Here is a 19,454-nt window from a genome sequence, read left to right on the forward strand (position 1 = left end):
GATTAAATGGAAACGCAGAATATCCGTATTCGTCTGAAGGCATTCGATCATCGTGTGCTCGATCAGGCGACCGGCGACATCGCCGACACGGCGCGCCGCACTGGTGCCCTTATTCGCGGTCCGATCCCTTTGCCGACGCGTATCGAGAAGTTCACGGTCAACCGCGGACCGCACATCGACAAGAAGTCGCGTGAGCAGTTCGAGGTTCGCACCTACAAGCGGATGCTGGACATTGTTCAGCCGACCCCGCAGACGGTAGACGCGCTGATGAAGCTCGATCTCGCAGCGGGTGTAGACGTGGAGATCAAGCTGGCCTAAAGGCCGCTGCTCCACACGAGATTCGGTTCCGCTTCGGCGGCACCTGATAAGGGATACCGCCCAGCTTGCTGGGGTCTGCGTCCCCCGTCACGTTTCCTCACGGAAACACCAGCCCGGGACGGGGCACGTACAAAATCGCTGGGCTGACACGCACGTCGGAAATCGTTCCGGCGTGCCTCTGTAATAAGGAGCATGATCATGCGCACAGGCGTGATCGCGAAGAAAATGGGGATGACCCGCTTGTTCAAGGATGATGGGCGCCACGTGCCCGTCACCGTTCTTGCACTTGAGGGCAACCAGGTTGTGGCCGTTCGCGAGGCCGATCGTGATGGGTATGTTGCCGTCCAGCTGGGCGCCGGCGTTGCCAAAGCGAAAAACGTTTCCAAGCCGCAGCGCGGCCACTTCGGCAAGGCCGAAGTCGAGCCCAAGGCGAAGCTTGCAGAATTCCGTGTGTCCGAGGACGCCGTGCTCGCAGTGGGCGCCGAGATTTCGGCTGACCATTATGTTGCCGGCCAGATCGTCGACATTCAGGGCGTGACCCAGGGTAAGGGTTTCCAGGGCGGTATGAAGCGCTGGGGCTTCGGCGGTCTGCGTGCCACCCACGGCGTGTCCGTCTCGCACCGTTCGCTCGGTTCGACCGGTCAACGCCAGGATCCGGGCAAGGTCTTCAAGAACAAGAAGATGGCCGGTCACATGGGTGACAAGAACCGCACTCAGCAGAATCTCGAAATCGTGTCGACCGACGTCGAGCGCGGCCTGATCTTCGTCAAGGGCTCGGTGCCCGGCTCGAAGGGCGGCTGGTTGCTCGTCAAGGACTCGGTCAAGGTCGCGCGTCACGCCGATGCGCCGTACCCCGCCGGTCTGAAGGCCGCCGCGAACAGCAACAACGCTCCCGCTGAAACGCCCGCTGAGGATGTTCCGGCCGTGGAAGCGACCGAAGGCCAGGAGGGCTGAACATGAAGGTCAAGATTCAGTCCTTCGACGCCAAGGCGAAAGCTTCGGACATCGAGCTCAACGATGAGGTCTTCGGCCTCGATCCGCGCCCGGATATCCTGCACCGCGTCGTCACCTGGCAGCTCGAAAAGCGCCGCGCCACCGCGCGTGGCACGCGCGAGCGCGCCGATGTCGCCCGCACGGGCAAGAAGTTCGGTCGCCAGAAGGGCGGCGGTACGGCACGTCACGGCGATCGCCGCGCGCCGATCTTCGTCGGTGGTGGTAAGGCTCACGGCGCCCGCGTCCGTGACTTCAATCCATCGCTCAACAAGAAGATTCGCGCACTCGGCCTGAAGATGGCACTGTCGACCCACGCTCAGGCGGGTTCGCTGGTGGTCATGGACAGCCTGGCGGTTGCGGAGAGCAAGACCAAGACGCTGATCGCGGATTGGGCCAAGCTCGGCCTCGGCAAGACCGCGCTCGTCATTGACGGCGACATGGTCGACAACAGCTTCGCGCTGGCTGCGGGCAATCTTCATACGATCAACGTGATGCCGGCTGCCGGCGCCAACGTTTACGACATCCTGAAGCACGACACGCTGGTCCTGACCCGCGCTGCCGTCGAGAAGCTGGAGGCGCGCTTCAATGGCTAAAAAGCAGAAGGCGGACATCGATACGCGTCATTACGACGTGATCGTTGCGCCCCACATCACCGAGAAGGCGACCTTGCTCAGCGAGCATAACGCGGTCGTGTTCAAGGTTGCCGGCGATGCCACCAAGCCCGAGATCAAGGCTGCCGTCGAGGCGCTGTTCTCGGTCAAGGTCCTGGGGGTCAATACGATCGTCCAGAAGGGCAAGACCAAGAAGTGGAAGGGCGTGCCCTACACCAAGTCCGATGTGAAGAAGGCGATCGTGACGCTGGCTGACGGCCAGTCCATCGACGTGACCACGGGAATTTAAGCCATGGCACTGAAGCATTATAACCCGACCAGCCCGGCACGACGCGGACTTATCCTCGTCGACCGCAGCGGTCTGCACAAGGGCGGCCCCGTCAAGGCGCTGACCGAAGGCAAGCGCAAGACTGGCGGCCGCAACAACAAGGGTCATGTGACCTCGCGCGGTATCGCTGGCGGTCACAAGCAGCGTTATCGCATCATCGACTTCAAGCGTCGCAAGTGGGACGTCGAAGGCGTCGTGCAGCGGATCGAATATGATCCCAACCGCACGGCCTTCATCGCGCTCGTGAGCTACGGCACCGACGATGCGGGCAAGGAAGACATTGCCTATATCATTGCACCGCAGCGTCTCGCTGTCGGCGACAAGGTGATCGCGGCGAAGAAGACCGACGTGAAGCCCGGCAACGCGATGGAACTGGGTCAGATGCCGGTTGGCACGATCGTCCACAATGTCGAGATGAAGCCCGGCAAGGGTGGCCAGATCGCCCGTTCGGCAGGCACCTATGTGCAGGTCGTCGGCCGCGACAAGGGCATGGTGATGGTTCGCCTCAATTCGGGCGAGCAGCGCTATATCCACTCGAACTGCATGGCGACCGTCGGTGCGGTGTCCAACCCGGATAACGGCAACACCAACCTCGCCAAGGCCGGCCGCAATCGCTGGCTCGGCAAGCGCCCGCTGACCCGCGGCGTCGCCAAGAACCCGGTCGACCATCCGCACGGCGGTGGTGAAGGCCGGACCTCGGGCGGCCGTCATCCGGTTACGCCTTGGGGCAAGCCGACCAAGGGTGCGCGCACTCGTCACAACAAGTCGACCGACAAGATGATCATCCGGTCGCGTCACGCCAAGAAGAAGGGCTAACGCCATGGCTCGTTCCGTCTGGAAGGGTCCGTTCGTGGACCTCCATCTGCTGAAAAAGGCAGAAACCGCGCAGGAAACCAATGCGCGCGCGCCGATCAAGACCTGGTCGCGTCGCTCGACGATCCTGCCGCAGTTCGTCGGCCTGACCTTCACCGTTTATAACGGTCGCAAGTTCGTGCCGGTCTCGGTCAACGAGGACATGGTTGGGATGAAGCTCGGCGAGTTCGCGCCGACGCGTTACTTCCCCGGCCACGCCGCCGACAAGAAGGGCAAGCGCTGATGTCGAAGCCGAAATCCCCCCGCAAGGTCGGTGAGAAGGAAGCTCTCTCGGTCGGGACGCAGATTCGCGGCTCGGCCCAGAAGCTCGGTCTCGTCGCTGCGCTGATCCGTAACAAGCCGGTCGGCGATGCGATGAACATCCTCGCTTTCTCGACCCGCGCGATGGCGGTCGATGCGCGCAAGGTGCTCGCCTCGGCGATCGCCAATGCCGAGAACAACCATAATCTCGATGTCGATGCGCTGGTCGTATCGGAAGCGAGCGTTGGCAAGTCGATCGTCATGAAGCGGTTCGCCACGCGCGGTCGCGGCAAGTCGACGCGCATCCTGAAGCCCTTCAGCCGCCTGCGCATCGTCGTTCGCGAACAGCAAGAAGAAGAAGCCTAATGGGTCAGAAGAGCAATCCGATCGGGCTTCGGCTTCAGATCAACCGCACCTGGGACAGCCGCTGGTACGCGGAGGGCGCCGATTACGGCCGTCTCCTCCTCGAAGACCTCAAGATGCGCGCTTACATCCTGAAGACGCTGCCCCAGGCCGCGATCTCCAAGGTTGTGATCGAGCGTCCGGCCAAGCTGTGCCGCGTGTCCATCTTCGCTGCACGCCCCGGCGTGATCATCGGCAAGAAGGGCGCGGACATCGAAAAGCTGCGCAAGACGCTCGGCAAGATGACCAGCTCGGACGTGTCGCTGAACATCGTCGAAATCCGCAAGCCGGAAGTCGATTCGAAGCTCGTTGCCCAGGGCATCGCTGATCAGCTCGAGCGTCGTATCGCGTTCCGCCGCGCCATGAAGCGCGCGGTGCAGTCGGCCATGCGTCTTGGTGCCGAAGGCATCCGGATCAATTGCGGCGGCCGTCTCGGCGGCGCCGAAATCGCACGGTCGGAATGGTATCGTGAAGGTCGCGTTCCGCTGCACACGCTGCGCGCGAACGTCGATTACGCCGAAGCGACGGCACACACCGCTTATGGCGTGTGCGGCGTGAAGGTGTGGATCTTCAAGGGCGAAATCCTCGGCCATGACCCGATGGCGACCGACCGGATCATGATGGAGGCTCAAACCTCCGGCGTGCGTCCGGCGCGCTAAGGAACATTTGATATGTTGCAACCGAAGAAAACCAAGTTCCGCAAGCAGTTCAAGGGCCGGATTCACGGCGATGCGAAGGGCGGCACCACGCTGAACTTCGGCTCGTACGGGTTGAAGGCAATGGAGCCGGATCGTCTCACCGCCCGCCAGATCGAAGCGGCTCGCCGCGCGATCACGCGTCACATCAAGCGCCAGGGGCGTTTGTGGATCCGCGTGTTCCCGGACGTGCCGGTCACGTCGAAGCCGGCCGAAGTCCGTATGGGCAAGGGCAAGGGTTCGCCTGAATATTGGGCGGCCCGGGTCAAGCCCGGCCGTATCCTGTTCGAACTGGACGGGGTTCCTGGCGATATCGCCGCGATGGCGTTCAGCCGCGCAGCGATGAAGCTGCCGATCAAGGTAAAGGTCGTTGCCCGTCTCGGCGACACCTCGCACCTGGGAGTTGCATAAGATGAGCAAGATCGACACGCGTCGCTCCGACCTCAACGCGAAGACCGAGGACCAGCTGGGTGAAGAACTCGGCAACCTGAAGCGCGAGGCGTTCAACCTCCGTTTCCAGGCCGCGACCAACCAGCTCGAAAAGCCGAGCCGGGTTCGTGAAGTCCGTCGCGACATCGCTCGCATCAAGACCCTGCAGTCCGCGCGTTCGCGCGACGCTGCGGCAAAGTAAGGAACGATATCATGCCGAAGCGCGTGCTGACGGGGCTGATCGTCTCGGACAAGGGCGACAAGACGGTGGTCGTGAACGTGGAACGCAAGGTCAAGCATGCGCTCTACGGCAAGATCATTCGTCGTTCGAAGAAGTACCACGCCCATGACGAGGCGAACGAGTTCAAGCAGGGCGAAACCGTGCGGATCGAAGAGACCGCACCGATCTCCAAGCTGAAGACCTGGAAGGTGATCGATCGGGTCAACACCCATGCGACACCTGAGCGGGTCGACGTCGACGCATAAGCATGGGGGCGCGCAAGCGTCACTGTAATTGAGGCGGGGTCCGGTCGGAATCGGCCCCAGAGTGAGAAGGAACCGGATCGATGATCCAGATGCAGTCCAATCTCGACGTCGCTGACAATAGCGGCGCGAAGCGGGTGCAGTGCATCAAGGTGCTTGGCGGGTCCAAGCGCCGCACCGCAGGCGTTGGCGACATTATCGTCGTCAGCGTCAAGGAAGCAGCCCCCCGTGGCCGCGTGAAGAAGGGCGACGTGCACCGTGCCGTCATCGTGCGCACGGCGAAGGACATTCGCCGCGCCGATGGCTCGGTCATCCGCTTCGACGGTAACGCAGCCGTGCTGGTCAACAAGAACGAGGAGCCGATCGGCACTCGTATCTTTGGCCCAGTGGTGCGCGAGCTCCGCGGCAAGAAGCACATGAAGATCATCAGCCTGGCGCCGGAGGTTCTGTAATGGCCGCTGCGAAAATCAAGAAGGGTGACCGCGTCATCGTCCTGTCCGGCAAGGACAAGGGCAAGACCGGTGAAGTGACCCAGGCCCTGCCGCGTGACGGCAAGGTCATCGTGTCGGGCGTGAATGTCGCGATCCGCCACACCAAGCCGAGCCAGGGCGACCCGCAGGGTGGCCTGGTCCGTTCGGAAGCACCGTTGCACGTCTCGAAGGTCGCTCATGTGACCGCCGACGGCAAACCGACGCGCGTCCGGTTCGAAACCCAGGACGGAAAGAAGGTCCGCGTGGCCGTCAAGACCGGGGAGAAGATCAGTGGCTGAAGCCGCCAACACCAAGCCGCGCATGCGGCAGATCTATGACGACAAGATCGTCAAGGCGATGACCGAGAAGTTCGGTTACAAGAATGCGATGGAGGTCCCGCGCCTCGACAAGATCGTCCTGAACATGGGCGTTGGCGAAGCGACGCAGGACAAGAAGAAGGTCGAGCAGGCCGCCGGCGAAATGGAACTGATCGCAGGTCAGAAGCCCGTCGTCACCAAGGCCAAGAAGTCGATCGCGCAGTTCAAGCTGCGTGAAGGCATGCCGATCGGCGTGAAGGTCACTCTTCGCCGTGAGCGCATGTACGAGTTTCTCGACCGCTTCATCACCATCGCGCTTCCCCGTGTTCGCGATTTCCGTGGCCTGAACCCCAAGAGCTTCGATGGACGCGGCAACTATGCCTGCGGCCTGAAGGAGCAGCTGGTGTTCCCGGAAATCAACTATGACCGGATCGACAAGGTGCGCGGCATGGACGTGATCGTCACCACCACCGCCCGGACCGACGATGAAGCGCGCGAGCTGCTTCGCCTGTTCGGTTTCCCGTTCCCGCTCGAAGTCGCTGACGACGAAAAGAAGGCAGCATAAGATGGCTAAAGTCAGTTCTGTAAACAAGAACGAGCGCCGCAAGCGGATGGTGAAGAAGTACGCCCCCGCCTATGCGAAGCTGAAGGCGATGGCGGCGGACAAGTCGCTCGACGATGGCGAGCGTCTGATCGCCCGCCTGAAGATGGCGCAGATTCCGCGTAACGGTAACCCGACCCGCGTTCGCAACCGTTGCGAAACCACCGGGCGCCCGCGCGCTTATTATCGCAAGTTCCGTCTCTGCCGTATTCAGCTGCGCGATCTGGCCAACAAGGGCCTCATCCCCGGCGTTACGAAGTCGAGCTGGTAAGGATCACGAGATGGCATTGACCGATCCCCTGGGTGATATGCTCACCCGCATCCGTAACGGCCAGCGCGCGCGCAAGGACTCCGTCCTTTCGCCGGCGTCGAAGCTGCGTGCCCGCGTCCTCGACGTGCTGCAGCGCGAAGGCTATATCCGCGGATATTCCGAAGAAGAGATGGGCCCCGCAAAGGGCATCCGTATCGAGCTTAAATATTTCGAGGGTCAGCCCGCGATCAAGCACGTTGCGCGCGTCTCGAAGCCTGGCCGTCGCGTCTACTCGGGTTCGCAGGATCTGCCCCGCGTGATGAACGGCCTGGGCATCACGATCGTCTCGACGCCGCGTGGCGTTCTGTCCGACGCCGAAGCGCGTGAGCAGAATGTCGGTGGCGAAGTGCTGGCGGAGGTATTCTGATGAGCCGCATCGGTAAAAAGCCGATCACGATCCCAAGCGGTACCACCGCGACGATCGAGGGTCAGCAGCTCAGCGTGAAGGGTCCCAAGGGCACCCTCGCAATGCCGCTGCGCGAAGAGATCAGCTACACGCTGGAAGAGGGCGGCATTTCGGTGCAGCCGGCCAATGCCACGAAGCGCGCTCGCGCGTTCTGGGGCATGCAGCGCACGCTGGTCCAGAACCTCGTGACGGGCGTGTCGGAAGGCTTCACCAAGAAGCTGCTGATCAACGGCGTCGGCTATCGCGCCGCCGCTTCGGGTCGCACGCTGAACCTGAAGCTCGGCTACAGCCACGACGTCAACATCGACGTGCCGGAAGGCATCGAAGTGAAGACGCCGGACAACACGACGGTCGAGATCTCGGGTTCGGACAAGCAGAAGGTCGGCCAGCTGGCCGCCGAAATTCGCCAGTGGCGCAAGCCTGAGCCGTACAAGGGCAAGGGCATCAAGTACGACGGCGAGTTCATCTTCCGCAAGGAAGGGAAAAAGAAGTAATGAGCACCAAAGGTCTCTCCCTTTTCGCGAAGCGCCGTCTTCGCAACCGCACTGCGCTGCGTGGTCGTGCCGCTGGCCGTCCCCGTCTCTCGGTGCATCGTTCGGGCAAGCATATCTATGCCCAGATCATCGACGACGCGGCGGGCAAGACGCTCGCTTCGGCATCGACCCTGGAAAAGGACGTGCGCGGCACGTCCGGCGCGAACATCGACGCGGCGACCTCGGTCGGCACGCGGGTGGCGGAAGCAGCCAAGGCAGCGGGCGTGACCAAGGTCGTGTTCGATCGCGGTGGCTTCCTGTTCCACGGTCGTGTCAAGGCGCTGGCGCAAGCCGCGCGTGAAGCCGGATTGGAGTTCTAAGAATGGCTGACGAAATCATCCCGACCGAAGCCGCTGCATCGCCCGAGGGCGCACCGCAGGACGCTCCTGGTCGTGGCCCGCGTGGCGGCCGTGGCCGTGGCGGTCCGGGCGGCGGCGGTCAGAACCGTGGCGGTCGCGACAATCGCGGCGGTCGCGACAATCGTCGTGGCGCACCTGGTGCGGACGATGGCGGCGAAGAGCTGATCGAGAAGCTGGTTCACATCAACCGCGTCTCGAAGACGGTGAAGGGCGGCAAGCGCTTCGGCTTTGCGGCACTGGTCGTCGTCGGTGACGGCAAGGGCCGGGTCGGCTTCGGCCACGGCAAGGCACGCGAAGTGCCGGAAGCCATCTCCAAGGCGACTGCCGCCGCGAAGAAGGCCATGGTTCGCGTTCCGCTGCGTGACGGCCGTACGCTGCATCATGACGGCAAGGGCCATTTCGGCGCCGGCCTCGTGACCGTGCGTTCGGCACCGCAGGGTACCGGCATCATCGCCGGCGGCCCGATGCGCGCCGTGTTCGAATCGCTCGGCGTTGCCGATGTGGTGACCAAGTCGGTCGGCACGTCCAACCCGTACAACATGATCCGTGCGACCTTCGAAGCGCTGACCTCGCAGGTCTCGCCCAAGTCGGTCGCGCAGCGTCGCGGCAAGAAGATCGCCGACCTGCTCGGCCGTGGTGGCTCGCAGGCCGCCGAGGCTGAAGCCGCAGCGATTGCGGAGTAAGACAGATGGCGAAGAAGAAAGAAGCTGCCGCTGGCGGCACGATCAAGATCACGCAGACCGGTTCGCCGATCCGTCGTGAGAAGGATCAGCGCGCCACGCTGATCGGTCTGGGCCTCAACAAGATGCACAAGACCCGTGAATTGCAGGACACGCCCGAAGTTCGTGGCATGATCCGCAAGGTCGCACACATGCTGTCGGTCGAAGGCTGACAATTTTATCCGGCCCTTCCTCGTTAATGAGGAAGGGCCATTTCCTTAGCGCGACAAAAGCGAAAGCGAGTGCACGACATGAAATTGAACGAACTCCGCGATAACGACGGTGCCCGTAAATCCCGCATGCGGGTCGGCCGCGGTATCGGTTCCGGCAAGGGCAAGACCTCGGGCCGCGGCATCAAGGGCCAGACCAGCCGTGAGGGCGTGTCGATCGCCGGCTTCGAGGGTGGCCAGATGCCGCTCCACATGCGTCTGCCAAAGCGCGGCTTCAACAACATCTTCGCCAAGGACTTCGCCGAAGTGAATCTCGGTGCGATCCAGAAGGCAGTCGATGCCGGCAAGATCGCCGCTGGTGCAAGCCTCGACCACGCTGCGCTGAAGGCCGCCGGCCTGGCGCGCGGTGGCAAGGACGGCGTTCGCCTGCTCGGCAAGGGCGAATTCTCGGCTAAGCTGACCTTCACCGTTGCCGGCGCGTCAAAGGGCGCGATCGAGGCGGTCGAGAAGGCCGGCGGCAAGGTCGACGTGATCCACGTCGTGCCCGCAGCTGAAAAGGCCGCCGCCAAGAAGGGCGTAAAGTACAAGGAACGCCAGGCTCACAAGGCTTCCTTCAAGGCATAACCAAGCTTTCCCCGGCCAGGAGTCGGGGAAGACGCTAGGCAAGCCCGCTTGCGTGACTATATGAGCGGCGGGGCGGTAAAACGTTTCCCGCCGCTTTTTGTTTCCCCGTTCGTTTTTGGGACGATAAATCATAATGGCATCCGCAGCCGATCAGATGGCCTCAGGCCTCAGCCTGTCGAAGTTCGCGCAGGCGACCGACCTCAAGAAGCGCTTGTGGTTCACGATCGGCGTGCTGATCATTTTCCGGCTGCTCAGCTATGTGCCGCTGCCCGGGATCGACCCGACCGCGCTCACGCAGCTTGCCGAGCGCACCAATGGCGGCGTGCTCGACTTCTTCAATGCTTTTTCGGGCGGCTCGCTCAAGCGCGCGAGCCTGATCGCGCTGGGCGTCATGCCGTACATCACCGCCTCGATCGTGGTGCAGCTCGCGACCTCGCTGTCGCCGACGCTGGCCGCGATCAAGAAGGACGGCGAGAGCGGGCGCAAGCGGCTCAACCAATATACCCGCTACGGCACGGTCGGCCTGACCGCCGTGCAGGGCTATTTCATCGCGCTCGGCTTTCAGAGTCAGGGCGTGGTGGTCGAACCCGGCATGCTGTTCATCGTCGGCGCGGTCATCTCGCTGGTCGGCGGCACCATGTTCCTGATGTGGTTGGGTGAGCAGATCACCGCGCGCGGCATCGGCAACGGCATGTCGCTGATCATCATGGCCGGCATCGTCGCCAACCTGCCGACCACCCTGGTCAATCTGTTCGAAGGCGGCCGGTCGGGCTCGCTCGATTCGTTCAAGCTGGTCGGCATCATCGCGGCCGTGGTGATCCTGGTGCTGTTCATCTGTTTCATGGAGCGCGCGCAGCGCCGCATCCTGATCCAGTATCCCAAGCGCCAGACGCAGCGCGGCATGCAGGCCGATCGCAGCCATTTGCCGCTCAAGATCAACACCGCCGGTGTGATCCCGCCGATCTTCGCGTCGTCGTTGCTGCTGATGCCGCTGACCATTTCGCAGTTCGCCGGCCAGCGCGTCGCGGGCGAAAGCACCTGGGGCGATGTCATCATCACCCTCAATCAGTATCTCCAGCACGGCAGCCTGGTGTACATGCTGCTGTACGGCGCGGGGATCATCTTCTTCTCGTTCTTCTACACCGCGGTCGTGTTCAACCCGGAGGAAACGGCGGACAATCTGAAGCGCTATGGCGGCTTCGTCCCCGGCATCCGTCCGGGCAAGAACACCGAGACCTATTTCGATTATGTGCTGACGCGCATCACCGTGATCGGTGCGGCCTATCTGACGATCATCTGCCTGTTGCCGGAATATCTGGTGTCGGCGCTGTCGATCCCATTCTATCTCGGCGGCACTAGCTTGCTGATCGTTGTCAACGTAACGATGGATACGGTAACTCAGATTCAGAGCCACTTGCTTGCGCATCAATATGGCGACCTGATCAAGAAGGCGAAGCTGAAGGGCGGACGCCTCCGTTAAGACGGGTGATATGAAGTCTAGGGGAGTGCGGTCTTGAATATCATCCTGCTCGGGCCCCCGGGGGCGGGGAAGGGCACGCAGGCGAGCCATCTGGTGGCAGACCGCGGCATGCTTCAACTGTCGACCGGCGATATGCTGCGTGCCGCGCGCGATGCGGGCACGCCCGTCGGCCTGAAGGCCGCGCCGATCATGGCGTCGGGCGGGCTCGTCTCGGACGAGATCGTTTCCGAACTGATCGACGAGAAGCTGGCGACCATGCCGGCCGATCAGGGCGCGATCTTCGACGGCTATCCGCGCACCGCGGCGCAGGCCTATTCGCTCGACGAGATTCTGGCCAGGCACGGCCGCACGCTCGATCATGTCATCGAGCTCGATGTCGATGAGGACGCGCTCGTCGCGCGCATCACCGGCCGTTACACCTGTGCAAAGTGCGGCACCGGCTATCACGACAGCTTCAAGCTGCCCAAGGTCGCCGGCGTGTGCGACGTGTGCGGCTCGACCGAGTTCAAGCGCCGCGCCGACGATAATGAGGAATCGGTCCGTACGCGCATGGCCGAATATCGCGCCAAGACCGCGCCGATCCTGCCGATCTACGAGGCGCGCGGCCTGGTCCGGCGTGTCGATGGCATGGCCGATATCGATCATGTCACTCAGGCGATCGAGGCGATCCTCGGCTAAGGCCCAAACGGATCGTCGGCGGCCGCCTGGCGGATTGCTTTGATCGCGGGTCGTCCTAAACTGATCCTTCGAATTATCGGGGGACGATCGATGCGCTTTGCCGGCCTTTTCACGCTCGCCGCGATCGGCTTCGCGACGCCCGCCACCGCCGATGTCGTCCAGGCCACCCCGGCGGGGTTCGAGATCAAGCAGGTGGTTACCGTCGACGTGCCGATCGCCCAGGCATGGGATACGCTGCGCGCGCCGCAAAGATGGTGGAGCAAGGAGCACACCTATTCCGACGATTCCGCCAATCTCTATCTCGATGCGCAAGCCACGGGATGCTTTTGCGAACGGATGAAGGGGGCCGACGGGTCAGTGGGCAGCGTCGAGCATGCCCGGATCGTCTATATCGCGCCGGGCCGGATGATCCGGCTGACCGGTGCGCTCGGGCCGCTCCAGGCCGAGGCAGTGATCGGAACGCTGACCTTCCGGCTCGATCCGGAAGGATCGAACGCGACTCGCGTGACGATGAATTATGTCGTCGGCGGCTATGTCCGCGCTGGCGCCGATACGCTGGCGCCCAAGGTCGATGAAGTGCTGGCGGTGCAGCTGCTTGGGCTCAAATCGGCTGCCGAGGCCACGCCCGCCGCCGAGTCGGAGGACAAGCCGAAGAAAAAGAAGCCGGAGACGAGATAGACGCGGCTCCGATGTTTCATGACGCGCTTTTCATGCGGGCGTCATCGGAAGCCATGGGGTGTCCGGCTAATGTCCTGACTGTGGCCGGCGGGAATTGCCGGCCCTTTCAGGAGAACGCCGATGAGCCCCCGCATCCTGTTGTCCGCCGCCGTCATGGCGATGATCGCCATTCCCACCGTCGCATCGGCGACGACCGCGCGCGCCGCGCCGAGACACGCCAAACACGTCAAAGCCACCACCGTCGCCAAATCGAGCACGGTGAAAAAGGCCCACTGATCCGTCACCATATTCCCGGTGGTGTCGGAAGAGCCGGCGGAAGGCGAGGCTTTCCGTCGGCTCGCTTCGTTCGTACAGTCCCGGGACAGACATCGGACGCCTGCTCATGACCCGCAAGATCCTCATCGTCGAAGACGACCATGCGACGGCCAACTATATCGCCAAGGGCCTGGCCGAGGCCGGCTATTCGGTCGAAATCTGCCATGACGGCCGCGATGGCCTGTTTCTCGCCAGCGAAGGCATTTTCGACGTCATCGTCGCCGACCGGATGATGCCGGGGATCGACGGGCTGGCGATGCTCGCCGCGATTCGCGCCGCGGGAATTTCCACGCCCGCCTTGATTCTGTCCGCGCTCGCGACGGTCGATGACCGGATCGACGGGCTGCAAGCGGGCGCGGACGATTATCTGGTCAAACCCTATTCCTTTGCCGAACTCCATGCCCGGATCGAGGCGCTGCTGCGGCGCACCGACCGTGTCGCGTCCGACCAGCAGACCGTGAAGCTGAATGTCGGCGACCTGGAGATCGATTTGCTCGCGCGCAGCGTGTCGCGCCAGGGTCGGCCGATCCTGCTCGGCGCGCGCGAATTCAACCTGCTCGAATATCTTGCGCGCCATGCCGGCCAGGTCGTCACCCGTACGATGATGCTGGAGAAGATCTGGAATTATCATTTCGATCCGGGATCGAATGTGGTCGATGTCCATATCGGTCGGCTGCGCCGCAAGCTCGAAGAGGGCTTTACCGCGCCGATCCTCCACACCGTGCGGGGCGCGGGATACCGGCTGTCGGCCGACGGGTGAAGCGGTTATCGGTCACCGCGCGCATCGCGCTGCTCGCGATCGCGCTAGCACTGGTGTCCAATCTCGCGCTGGTCGGGTTCGTCTGGCAGCAAATCCATGACGATGCGATCGGCGCACTCCGGCGTGACGCGCTCGAACAGTCCGATGCGCTGGTGGCGGTATGGCGCAACGGCGGCATGGCCGCGCTGACCCGGGCTATCGAGGAAGCCCGCGCGCCGGGCGACGAATCGCTGATCCTCGCGGTGATCGACTCGTCGGGCCGCCGCATTGGTGGGACCGGGCCGGATCGCGTGACGATCGAAGCCGATGGAACGTCTTTCCAGATCGGCCGGGTCGGGGCGTCGGCTCCCTGGTCGGAGCGAGATGCGGGCTATGCGATCCGCACCATCGGTCCAAACCGGCTGGTCAGCGGGCGGCTGCTCGACGATTGGGAACAGGAGCAGCGCGATCTCGAAGGGGCGCTGGCGCTCGCCGTGTTGCTGTCGCTGGCGCTCGGGATCGGCGGCGGCCTGGTCATTGCGCGCTATGTCGGGCGGCGGCTGAACGGCGTCGCGAGCGTGATCGAAGGAGTCGCGGACGGTGACTTGTCGCGCCGGGTCGTAACGCTGACCGGCAGCGCCGACGCCTTCGACCGGCTCGCCATCCAGTTGAACGCAATGCTCGACAAGGTTGAGCGGCTGATGGGCGAATTGCGTCTCGTTACTGACAGCTTGGCGCATGATCTGCGCTCGCCGCTCAGCCGATTGCGCAGCAAGACCGAAGGCGCGGTGCTGATGGAGGATCCGGTTCAGCGTGAAGCCGCGCTGGGCGGGCTGATCGCCGAAACCGACATCGTCATGCGCATGCTCTCCACGCTGATCGAGATCAGCCGCGCCGAATCGATTTCGCGCGACCGTTTCAGCCTGGTCGATCCGGCTGAACTGATGGAGGAAATCGCCGAACTGTACGCGCCGGTGATCGAGGATGCCGGCATGCGCATGATCGTCGCGCTCGATGCCCGCCCGCCCGCATTGCCGCTTCACCGTGAACTGATGTCGCAGGCGATCACCAATCTGGCCGACAATGCGCTGCGCCATGGCGCAGGGGGCGGGTCGATCACATTGCGCGTGTCCCATAGCGGCGGCGAAGTTCGGCTACAGGTCGAGGACCATGGCCCGGGCATCGCGGCGGACGACCGCGCCCAGGCGCTGCGGCGTTTCGGCCGGCTCGACAGCGCGCGCAGCACACCGGGAGCCGGCCTGGGGCTGGCGCTGATCGAAGCGGTCGCGCGGCTGCATGGCGGACGGCTGGAACTGGACGACAACGCCCCGGGGCTGATCGCGGCGATCGTACTGCCTGGATAGGCCGCTTGGCCCGGCTGTCAGAGCCTAGCGATACTGCGGGCGAGGCGCGCATGAATGGCCTCGCTCGCGGCGGACGAAAGCGGACTGCCGGTGAGATAGCTGGTCACCAGCAGCGGCGCGCGCGCCGGCGGCCACAGGATCGCGATATCGTTGTTGGAGCCATGACCGCCGGTGCCGGTCTTGTCGCCGACCCGCCATCCGGCGGGAAGGCCGGCGCGCAAGCGGTTGTCGCCGGTATGGTTGCCGATCATCCAGCGCGTCAGGCGCGCGCGCTGCGCCCTGGACAAGGCCGATCCGAGCAGCATCCGGTTGAGCAGGCCGAGCATCGCAACCGGGGTCGTGGTATCGCGCGGATCGCCGGGCTTCCCTTCATTGAGGTCGGGCTCATTGCGATCGAACCGGGTCGCAGTGTCGCCAAGCGTGCGTGCGAACCGCGTCAGGCCGGGCAGGCCGCCGATCACCGGCAGCAGCAGGTTGGCGGCGGCGTTGTCGCTCAGCGTCAGGGTCGCCTCGCATAATTCGGCCAGCGAGGCGGTACCGCCGACGCGGGTCTCGCTGAACGGTGAATGGCCGAGAATGTCTCCCGCGCTGACCGGCACCCTGTTGTCGAGCCTGGTTCGCCGCTGGTCAACGGCGCGCAATATGGCGGCGGCAAGGGGCAGCTTGACCGTGCTGCACATCGGAAAGCGCTCATCGCCGCGATGCGAAAAGCGCGCGGCCGTCGCGATGTCGAGGATCGCGACGCCAAGCCGGCCGCCGCTTGCCGTTTCGCAAGCCCGCACCGCCGCCGCAAGTTCCGGTCCGCCCAGCGGCGCCACATTGTTGCGCGCCGCGGGCAGGCTGGTCGAGACCAATGTCGCACCTGTCGCTATGAGAAATTTACGCCTGTCTAACATCGTCATCTCCTGAGATGGACTGGATATTCGAGAGTGGGGCGTTGCGACAAAGCATATGATCTCGACACAGGCATGAATCCAATTCATGAAACTTCAATGGATCGATCTCGGCTGCCGCTGAATGCCCTGCGCTCGTTCGAAGCGGCCGCCCGGCATCTGAGCTTTACGCGCGCGGCGATCGAATTGTGCGTCAGCCAGGGGGCGATCAGCCATCAGGTCAAGGCGCTGGAGGACTTGCTCGGCGCGCCGCTGTTCCGTCGGCTGCCCCGCGGACTTGCGCTGACCGATGAGGGCCAGGCGCTGATTCCGGTCGTTGCCGATGCCTTCGACCGGGTCGGCGCGATGCTCGACCGTTTTTCGGAAGGGCGGTTTCAGGAAGTATTGACGATCGGCGCGGTGGGGACGTTCGCGACCGGCTGGCTGCTTGGTCGGCTGCCGCTCTTCCTGCAGGCGCATCCCGAGATCGACTTGCGGTTGATGACCAACAACAACCGGGTCGATCTGGCCGGGGAGGGACTCGACATGGCGATTCGCTTTGGCGAGGGCGCCTGGCACGGGACTCATGCGGAGCGGATCATGGCGGCGCCGATGACGCCCTTATGCGCGCCGGGTGTCGCGGTGCGGTTGCATGACGCAGCGGATCTCGCACGCGAGGCCCGGCTGCGATCCTATCGCGCGGACGAATGGCCGCGCTGGTTCGCGGCGGCAGGGCTCCCGCCGCCGGCGATGCGTGGCATGGTCTTCGACTCGTCGCTGGCCATGGCCGCCGCCGCGGTGTCGGGCGCCGGCGTCGCGTTGTTGCCCTCGGCCATGTTCGCGCGCGAGTTGCTGGCCGAACAACTCGTCCGGCCCTTCTCCTGCGAAGTCGATGTCGGGCAATACTGGCTGACCCGGCTCCAGTCGCGCACCGACACACCGGCGATGGCGGCGTTTCGTCGCTGGATCCTGGCGGAGGCCGGCTGATCGCACTCCGGGGTGGCCGGACTGGCGGCTCCCGGCCTGACGAGGCATAGCCCAGCGATGGATTTGCTCACCACCTTCGGCCTGTTCGCCGTCACCTGCATGTTGATCTGTTACATGATGGAATCGGGCCGTCATTGGTGGACCTTGGGATTCGCCGCAGGTTGTGCGATGGGGTCGGCCTATGGTTTTCTGCAGGGCGCCTGGCCGTTCGGACTGGTTGAACTCGTCTGGGCGGCGGTGGCGCTGAGAAAATGGTGGAAGATTCGCGACCTAAGGGAACCCGCGGCTTGACACGGCGTTGGCGCGCGCTTACCTGACGGTCATTCCGAAACCCCGGTGTCCCGGCGGCGCTTGTCTGCGCTCGCCGCTGTCGTGCGTTTCGGTATGCAACGCTATGAGATGGGGTGACTGCCATGTCACCCTGTGGAGCAGGAGAATTTAGTTCATGGCTCGTATCGCCGGGGTCAATATCCCGACCAACAAGCGCGTTGTCATCGCGCTCACCTATATCCACGGCATTGGCAACACCAAGGCCAAGGAAATCGTCGCCAAGCTGGGCATCGCTTCCGAGCGTCGCGTCCAGGACCTGACCGATCAGGAAGTGCTGCAGATTCGCGAAACGATCGACGCCGATCACACCGTTGAGGGTGATCTCCGTCGCGAAGTCGCGATGAACATCAAGCGCCTGATGGATCTGGCCTGCTATCGCGGCCTGCGTCATCGCAAGGGCCTCCCGGTCCGTGGTCAGCGCACGCATACCAATGCGCGCACCCGCAAGGGCAAGGCCAAGCCGATCGCCGGCAAGAAGAAGTAAGTCATCCAGGGGATGATTTACGCCGCCGGTGGCACGGTTCCGCAAGGAACCCCATCGGTGTCAGCTTTAGGGTTAGGAAGAGACTATGGCACGCGAACCTCAGCGCATTAAGCGGCGTGAGCGCAAGAACATCACTTCGGGCGTCGCCCATGTGAATGCGAGCTTCAACAACACCATGATCACGATCACGGATGCCCAGGGCAACGCGATTTCGTGGTCATCGGCCGGCATGATGGGCTTCAAGGGCTCACGCAAGTCGACCCCGTATGCGGCGCAGGTCGCAGCGGAAGACGCCGGCAAGAAGGCCGCCGAGCATGGCGTCCGCACGCTCGAAGTGGAAGTAAAGGGTCCGGGTTCGGGCCGTGAGTCGGCGCTTCGCGCGCTGCAGGCGGTTGGCTTCCAGATCACTTCGATCCGCGACGTGACGTCGATCCCGCACAACGGCGTTCGCCCGTCCAAGCGCCGCCGCGTCTGACTTTTGTCTCGACCGCGCGCGGTTGATCGCGCCGCGCGGCCGATTCTCTCATGGCCGAAGCTCCCCCGCTTCGGTCCAAAACCAAGGGGAAGCCCATGTCCGTCAATGCAAAGAATTGGCAGGAACTCAAGAAGCCCAACGGTCTCGAGAAAAAGGCCGGTGGTGATTCGAAGCGCAAGGCGACCTTCGTCGCTGAACCGCTCGAGCGTGGTTTCGGCCTGACGCTCGGCAACGCGCTGCGGCGCGTTTTGCTGTCCTCGCTGCAGGGCGCTGCGGTGACCTCGATCAAGATCGAGAACGTGCTGCATGAATTCTCGTCGCTGGCGGGTGTTCGTGAGGACGTGACCGACATCGTTCTGAATGTGAAGCAGATCGCGCTGCGTATGCAGGGCGAAGGCCCGAAGCGTCTCCAGCTCTCCGCGACCGGCCCGGCCGACGTGAAGGCCGGCGACATCGCGGTGTCGGGCGACATCGAAGTGCTCAACCCCGATTTGCTGATCTGCCACCTCGATGAGGGTGCGACGCTCAACATGGAACTGACCGCCGATGTCGGTAAGGGCTATGTCGCGGCGGTCGCCAACCGTCCGGCGGATGCGCCGATCGGCCTGATCCCGATCGACGCACTGTATTCGCCGGTCAAGCAGGTCAGCTACAAGGTCGAGAACACCCGCGTTGGGCAGGAACTCGATTACGACAAGCTGACCCTGACGATCGAAACCGACGGTACGGTGACCCCTGAGGACGCAGTGGCTTATGCCGGCCGCATCCTGCAGGACCAGCTCGCTCTGTTCGTCCACTTCGACGATTCGGCGATGACGCGTTCGGCGCCGATCGGTCATGCGGCGCCTGCCGCGACCGGCGAAACCTCGGGCGACACGCAGCAGATCAACCGTTACCTGCTCAAGAAGGTCGACGAGCTTGAACTGTCGGTGCGTTCGGCGAACTGCCTGAAGAACGACAACATCATCTATATCGGCGATCTGGTTCAGAAGACCGAAGCGGAGATGCTGCGTACGCCGAACTTCGGCCGCAAGTCGCTCAACGAGATCAAGGAAGTGCTTTCGAGCATGGGCCTGCGTCTCGGGATGGAAATCCCGGGCTGGCCGCCTGAGAATATCGAAGAGATGGCTAAGAAGCTTGAACAGGAAATCATGGGCTAAGCGGCTTCGGC

33 protein-coding genes are annotated in these 19,454 nt (G+C 63.5%); 31 read left to right on the top strand and 2 right to left on the bottom strand.

Annotated features, from left to right (window positions below):
- The first annotated feature begins 6 nt into the window (after positions 1 to 6).
- The 24 genes from rpsJ (at position 7) to OO12_RS26285 (ending at position 12,717) form a co-directional block, all read left to right on the top strand.
- Positions 7 to 318, top strand: coding sequence for a 30S ribosomal protein S10 (gene rpsJ, locus OO12_RS26170; RefSeq protein ID WP_034161642.1), 312 nt, complete (start codon positions 7 to 9; stop codon positions 316 to 318).
- Between the two features lie 198 nt (positions 319 to 516).
- Entirely contained in the window at positions 517 to 1,272 is a 756-nt protein-coding gene (gene rplC / locus OO12_RS26175; protein ID WP_034161712.1) for a 50S ribosomal protein L3, read from the top strand.
- A 2-nt stretch (positions 1,273 to 1,274) separates the two neighbouring features.
- On the top strand, positions 1,275 to 1,904 hold the full coding sequence (rplD, locus tag OO12_RS26180) for a 50S ribosomal protein L4 (RefSeq protein WP_034161643.1): 630 nt from the start codon (positions 1,275 to 1,277) through the stop codon (positions 1,902 to 1,904).
- The gene (locus OO12_RS26185) at positions 1,897 to 2,211 is read left to right on the top strand and encodes a 50S ribosomal protein L23 (RefSeq protein ID WP_034161644.1); all 315 of its coding nucleotides are present in this window, start codon (positions 1,897 to 1,899) and stop codon (positions 2,209 to 2,211) included. Before rplD ends, OO12_RS26185 begins: the two co-directional genes overlap by 8 nt.
- 3 nt (positions 2,212 to 2,214) lie before the next feature.
- Positions 2,215 to 3,066, top strand: coding sequence for a 50S ribosomal protein L2 (gene rplB / locus OO12_RS26190; protein ID WP_034161645.1), 852 nt, complete (start codon positions 2,215 to 2,217; stop codon positions 3,064 to 3,066).
- Positions 3,067 to 3,070: 4 nt separating this feature from the next.
- Complete coding sequence (gene rpsS, locus OO12_RS26195) at positions 3,071 to 3,346, top strand: 30S ribosomal protein S19 (protein WP_034161646.1); 276 nt, start codon at positions 3,071 to 3,073, stop codon at positions 3,344 to 3,346.
- Positions 3,346 to 3,729, top strand: a complete 384-nt coding sequence (gene rplV, locus OO12_RS26200) for a 50S ribosomal protein L22 (protein ID WP_034161647.1) — start codon at positions 3,346 to 3,348, stop codon at positions 3,727 to 3,729. Before rpsS ends, rplV begins: the two co-directional genes overlap by 1 nt.
- Complete coding sequence (gene rpsC, locus OO12_RS26205) at positions 3,729 to 4,424, top strand: 30S ribosomal protein S3 (RefSeq protein ID WP_034161648.1); 696 nt, start codon at positions 3,729 to 3,731, stop codon at positions 4,422 to 4,424. The genes rplV and rpsC overlap by 1 nt, the downstream gene beginning before the upstream one ends.
- A 12-nt stretch (positions 4,425 to 4,436) precedes the next feature.
- Positions 4,437 to 4,871 carry a 50S ribosomal protein L16 gene (gene rplP / locus OO12_RS26210; RefSeq protein WP_034161649.1) on the top strand — a complete coding sequence of 145 codons (435 nt, stop codon included), beginning with the start codon at positions 4,437 to 4,439 and terminating at the stop codon, positions 4,869 to 4,871.
- Position 4,872: 1 nt separating this feature from the next.
- Complete coding sequence (rpmC, locus tag OO12_RS26215) at positions 4,873 to 5,091, top strand: 50S ribosomal protein L29 (protein WP_034161650.1); 219 nt, start codon at positions 4,873 to 4,875, stop codon at positions 5,089 to 5,091.
- 11 nt (positions 5,092 to 5,102) lie between these two features.
- Complete coding sequence (gene rpsQ / locus OO12_RS26220; RefSeq protein WP_034161651.1) at positions 5,103 to 5,375, top strand: 30S ribosomal protein S17; 273 nt, start codon at positions 5,103 to 5,105, stop codon at positions 5,373 to 5,375.
- Between the two features lie 80 nt (positions 5,376 to 5,455).
- Positions 5,456 to 5,824, top strand: a complete 369-nt coding sequence (rplN, locus tag OO12_RS26225; RefSeq protein ID WP_034161652.1) for a 50S ribosomal protein L14 — start codon at positions 5,456 to 5,458, stop codon at positions 5,822 to 5,824.
- Positions 5,824 to 6,141 (top strand): 50S ribosomal protein L24, encoded by a 318-nt coding sequence (gene rplX / locus OO12_RS26230; RefSeq protein ID WP_034161653.1) that lies wholly within the window; start codon positions 5,824 to 5,826, stop codon positions 6,139 to 6,141. Before rplN ends, rplX begins: the two co-directional genes overlap by 1 nt.
- 22 nt (positions 6,142 to 6,163) lie before the next feature.
- Positions 6,164 to 6,724, top strand: coding sequence for a 50S ribosomal protein L5 (gene rplE, locus OO12_RS26235; RefSeq protein ID WP_052216291.1), 561 nt, complete (start codon positions 6,164 to 6,166; stop codon positions 6,722 to 6,724).
- 1 nt (position 6,725) lies between these two features.
- Entirely contained in the window at positions 6,726 to 7,031 is a 306-nt protein-coding gene (gene rpsN / locus OO12_RS26240; RefSeq protein ID WP_034161655.1) for a 30S ribosomal protein S14, read from the top strand.
- A 10-nt stretch (positions 7,032 to 7,041) separates the two neighbouring features.
- Positions 7,042 to 7,437, top strand: a complete 396-nt coding sequence (gene rpsH / locus OO12_RS26245) for a 30S ribosomal protein S8 (protein ID WP_034161656.1) — start codon at positions 7,042 to 7,044, stop codon at positions 7,435 to 7,437.
- Entirely contained in the window at positions 7,437 to 7,970 is a 534-nt protein-coding gene (rplF, locus tag OO12_RS26250; protein ID WP_034161657.1) for a 50S ribosomal protein L6, read from the top strand. Before rpsH ends, rplF begins: the two co-directional genes overlap by 1 nt.
- Positions 7,970 to 8,329, top strand: coding sequence for a 50S ribosomal protein L18 (gene rplR / locus OO12_RS26255; RefSeq protein WP_034161658.1), 360 nt, complete (start codon positions 7,970 to 7,972; stop codon positions 8,327 to 8,329). The genes rplF and rplR overlap by 1 nt, the downstream gene beginning before the upstream one ends.
- A gap of 2 nt (positions 8,330 to 8,331) precedes the next feature.
- Positions 8,332 to 9,051, top strand: a complete 720-nt coding sequence (gene rpsE, locus OO12_RS26260; RefSeq protein WP_034161659.1) for a 30S ribosomal protein S5 — start codon at positions 8,332 to 8,334, stop codon at positions 9,049 to 9,051.
- A 5-nt stretch (positions 9,052 to 9,056) separates the two neighbouring features.
- Positions 9,057 to 9,260: a 50S ribosomal protein L30 gene (gene rpmD, locus OO12_RS26265; RefSeq protein WP_034161660.1), complete on the top strand. Its 204-nt coding sequence runs from the start codon at positions 9,057 to 9,059 to the stop codon at positions 9,258 to 9,260.
- Positions 9,261 to 9,338: 78 nt separating this feature from the next.
- Positions 9,339 to 9,881 (top strand): 50S ribosomal protein L15, encoded by a 543-nt coding sequence (gene rplO / locus OO12_RS26270; protein WP_034161661.1) that lies wholly within the window; start codon positions 9,339 to 9,341, stop codon positions 9,879 to 9,881.
- Positions 9,882 to 10,014: 133 nt separating this feature from the next.
- Positions 10,015 to 11,361 (top strand): preprotein translocase subunit SecY, encoded by a 1,347-nt coding sequence (gene secY / locus OO12_RS26275; RefSeq protein WP_034161662.1) that lies wholly within the window; start codon positions 10,015 to 10,017, stop codon positions 11,359 to 11,361.
- Between the two features lie 33 nt (positions 11,362 to 11,394).
- A complete protein-coding gene (locus tag OO12_RS26280; RefSeq protein WP_034161663.1) occupies positions 11,395 to 12,039 on the top strand; it encodes an adenylate kinase in 645 nt (214 codons plus the stop codon).
- A 90-nt stretch (positions 12,040 to 12,129) separates the two neighbouring features.
- Positions 12,130 to 12,717 (top strand): SRPBCC family protein, encoded by a 588-nt coding sequence (locus OO12_RS26285; protein WP_052216292.1) that lies wholly within the window; start codon positions 12,130 to 12,132, stop codon positions 12,715 to 12,717.
- Positions 12,718 to 12,758: 41 nt separating this feature from the next.
- Here the strand turns inward: OO12_RS26285 and OO12_RS29240 are convergent, their stop codons facing one another.
- Positions 12,759 to 13,004, bottom strand: coding sequence for a hypothetical protein (locus tag OO12_RS29240; RefSeq protein ID WP_034161664.1), 246 nt, complete (start codon positions 13,002 to 13,004; stop codon positions 12,759 to 12,761).
- A 95-nt stretch (positions 13,005 to 13,099) separates the two neighbouring features.
- Between OO12_RS29240 and OO12_RS26295 the strand changes: the two genes are divergently transcribed.
- Positions 13,100 to 13,792, top strand: coding sequence for a response regulator transcription factor (locus OO12_RS26295; protein WP_034161665.1), 693 nt, complete (start codon positions 13,100 to 13,102; stop codon positions 13,790 to 13,792).
- Complete coding sequence (locus OO12_RS26300; RefSeq protein WP_034161666.1) at positions 13,789 to 15,135, top strand: sensor histidine kinase; 1,347 nt, start codon at positions 13,789 to 13,791, stop codon at positions 15,133 to 15,135. Before OO12_RS26295 ends, OO12_RS26300 begins: the two co-directional genes overlap by 4 nt.
- 17 nt (positions 15,136 to 15,152) lie before the next feature.
- Here OO12_RS26300 and bla read toward each other — a convergent pair whose 3' ends face one another.
- The gene (gene bla / locus OO12_RS26305) at positions 15,153 to 16,031 is read right to left on the bottom strand and encodes a class A beta-lactamase (protein WP_082006803.1); all 879 of its coding nucleotides are present in this window, start codon (positions 16,029 to 16,031) and stop codon (positions 15,153 to 15,155) included.
- A gap of 96 nt (positions 16,032 to 16,127) precedes the next feature.
- On the opposite strand from bla, the gene OO12_RS26310 reads away from it, so the two are divergent.
- The 5 genes from OO12_RS26310 (at position 16,128) to OO12_RS26330 (ending at position 19,443) form a co-directional block, all read left to right on the top strand.
- The gene (locus tag OO12_RS26310) at positions 16,128 to 16,994 is read left to right on the top strand and encodes a LysR family transcriptional regulator (RefSeq protein ID WP_034161668.1); all 867 of its coding nucleotides are present in this window, start codon (positions 16,128 to 16,130) and stop codon (positions 16,992 to 16,994) included.
- 57 nt (positions 16,995 to 17,051) lie between these two features.
- Positions 17,052 to 17,285, top strand: coding sequence for a hypothetical protein (locus OO12_RS26315; RefSeq protein WP_034161669.1), 234 nt, complete (start codon positions 17,052 to 17,054; stop codon positions 17,283 to 17,285).
- Between the two features lie 154 nt (positions 17,286 to 17,439).
- The gene (gene rpsM, locus OO12_RS26320) at positions 17,440 to 17,808 is read left to right on the top strand and encodes a 30S ribosomal protein S13 (RefSeq protein ID WP_034161670.1); all 369 of its coding nucleotides are present in this window, start codon (positions 17,440 to 17,442) and stop codon (positions 17,806 to 17,808) included.
- Positions 17,809 to 17,893: 85 nt separating this feature from the next.
- Complete coding sequence (gene rpsK / locus OO12_RS26325) at positions 17,894 to 18,283, top strand: 30S ribosomal protein S11 (RefSeq protein ID WP_034161671.1); 390 nt, start codon at positions 17,894 to 17,896, stop codon at positions 18,281 to 18,283.
- Between the two features lie 95 nt (positions 18,284 to 18,378).
- Positions 18,379 to 19,443: a DNA-directed RNA polymerase subunit alpha gene (locus OO12_RS26330; RefSeq protein WP_034161714.1), complete on the top strand. Its 1,065-nt coding sequence runs from the start codon at positions 18,379 to 18,381 to the stop codon at positions 19,441 to 19,443.
- The last annotated feature ends 11 nt before the right edge of the window (positions 19,444 to 19,454 follow it).

The organism is Sphingomonas sp. ERG5, assembly GCF_000803065.1.
Lineage (GTDB): Bacteria > Pseudomonadota > Alphaproteobacteria > Sphingomonadales > Sphingomonadaceae > Sphingomonas.

Excerpts from the sequence above, each read along its gene's own strand:
- rpsJ (WP_034161642.1), top strand. The coding sequence starts at position 7 with ATGGAAACGCAGAATATCCGTATTCGTCTGAAGGCATTCGATCATCGT.
- rplC (WP_034161712.1), top strand. The coding sequence starts at position 517 with ATGCGCACAGGCGTGATCGCGAAGAAAATGGGGATGACCCGCTTGTTC.
- rplD (WP_034161643.1), top strand. The coding sequence starts at position 1,275 with ATGAAGGTCAAGATTCAGTCCTTCGACGCCAAGGCGAAAGCTTCGGAC.
- OO12_RS26185 (WP_034161644.1), top strand. The coding sequence starts at position 1,897 with ATGGCTAAAAAGCAGAAGGCGGACATCGATACGCGTCATTACGACGTG.
- rplB (WP_034161645.1), top strand. The coding sequence starts at position 2,215 with ATGGCACTGAAGCATTATAACCCGACCAGCCCGGCACGACGCGGACTT.
- rpsS (WP_034161646.1), top strand. The coding sequence starts at position 3,071 with ATGGCTCGTTCCGTCTGGAAGGGTCCGTTCGTGGACCTCCATCTGCTG.
- rplV (WP_034161647.1), top strand. The coding sequence starts at position 3,346 with ATGTCGAAGCCGAAATCCCCCCGCAAGGTCGGTGAGAAGGAAGCTCTC.
- rpsC (WP_034161648.1), top strand. The coding sequence starts at position 3,729 with ATGGGTCAGAAGAGCAATCCGATCGGGCTTCGGCTTCAGATCAACCGC.
- rplP (WP_034161649.1), top strand. The coding sequence starts at position 4,437 with ATGTTGCAACCGAAGAAAACCAAGTTCCGCAAGCAGTTCAAGGGCCGG.
- rpmC (WP_034161650.1), top strand. The coding sequence starts at position 4,873 with ATGAGCAAGATCGACACGCGTCGCTCCGACCTCAACGCGAAGACCGAG.
- rpsQ (WP_034161651.1), top strand. The coding sequence starts at position 5,103 with ATGCCGAAGCGCGTGCTGACGGGGCTGATCGTCTCGGACAAGGGCGAC.
- rplN (WP_034161652.1), top strand. The coding sequence starts at position 5,456 with ATGATCCAGATGCAGTCCAATCTCGACGTCGCTGACAATAGCGGCGCG.
- rplX (WP_034161653.1), top strand. The coding sequence starts at position 5,824 with ATGGCCGCTGCGAAAATCAAGAAGGGTGACCGCGTCATCGTCCTGTCC.
- rplE (WP_052216291.1), top strand. The coding sequence starts at position 6,164 with ATGCGGCAGATCTATGACGACAAGATCGTCAAGGCGATGACCGAGAAG.
- rpsN (WP_034161655.1), top strand. The coding sequence starts at position 6,726 with ATGGCTAAAGTCAGTTCTGTAAACAAGAACGAGCGCCGCAAGCGGATG.
- rpsH (WP_034161656.1), top strand. The coding sequence starts at position 7,042 with ATGGCATTGACCGATCCCCTGGGTGATATGCTCACCCGCATCCGTAAC.
- rplF (WP_034161657.1), top strand. The coding sequence starts at position 7,437 with ATGAGCCGCATCGGTAAAAAGCCGATCACGATCCCAAGCGGTACCACC.
- rplR (WP_034161658.1), top strand. The coding sequence starts at position 7,970 with ATGAGCACCAAAGGTCTCTCCCTTTTCGCGAAGCGCCGTCTTCGCAAC.
- rpsE (WP_034161659.1), top strand. The coding sequence starts at position 8,332 with ATGGCTGACGAAATCATCCCGACCGAAGCCGCTGCATCGCCCGAGGGC.
- rpmD (WP_034161660.1), top strand. The coding sequence starts at position 9,057 with ATGGCGAAGAAGAAAGAAGCTGCCGCTGGCGGCACGATCAAGATCACG.
- rplO (WP_034161661.1), top strand. The coding sequence starts at position 9,339 with ATGAAATTGAACGAACTCCGCGATAACGACGGTGCCCGTAAATCCCGC.
- secY (WP_034161662.1), top strand. The coding sequence starts at position 10,015 with ATGGCATCCGCAGCCGATCAGATGGCCTCAGGCCTCAGCCTGTCGAAG.
- OO12_RS26285 (WP_052216292.1), top strand. The coding sequence starts at position 12,130 with ATGCGCTTTGCCGGCCTTTTCACGCTCGCCGCGATCGGCTTCGCGACG.
- OO12_RS29240 (WP_034161664.1), bottom strand. The coding sequence starts at position 13,004 with ATGGTGACGGATCAGTGGGCCTTTTTCACCGTGCTCGATTTGGCGACG.
- OO12_RS26295 (WP_034161665.1), top strand. The coding sequence starts at position 13,100 with ATGACCCGCAAGATCCTCATCGTCGAAGACGACCATGCGACGGCCAAC.
- bla (WP_082006803.1), bottom strand. The coding sequence starts at position 16,031 with ATGTTAGACAGGCGTAAATTTCTCATAGCGACAGGTGCGACATTGGTC.
- OO12_RS26310 (WP_034161668.1), top strand. The coding sequence starts at position 16,128 with ATGGATCGATCTCGGCTGCCGCTGAATGCCCTGCGCTCGTTCGAAGCG.
- OO12_RS26315 (WP_034161669.1), top strand. The coding sequence starts at position 17,052 with ATGGATTTGCTCACCACCTTCGGCCTGTTCGCCGTCACCTGCATGTTG.
- rpsM (WP_034161670.1), top strand. The coding sequence starts at position 17,440 with ATGGCTCGTATCGCCGGGGTCAATATCCCGACCAACAAGCGCGTTGTC.
- rpsK (WP_034161671.1), top strand. The coding sequence starts at position 17,894 with ATGGCACGCGAACCTCAGCGCATTAAGCGGCGTGAGCGCAAGAACATC.
- OO12_RS26330 (WP_034161714.1), top strand. The coding sequence starts at position 18,379 with ATGTCCGTCAATGCAAAGAATTGGCAGGAACTCAAGAAGCCCAACGGT.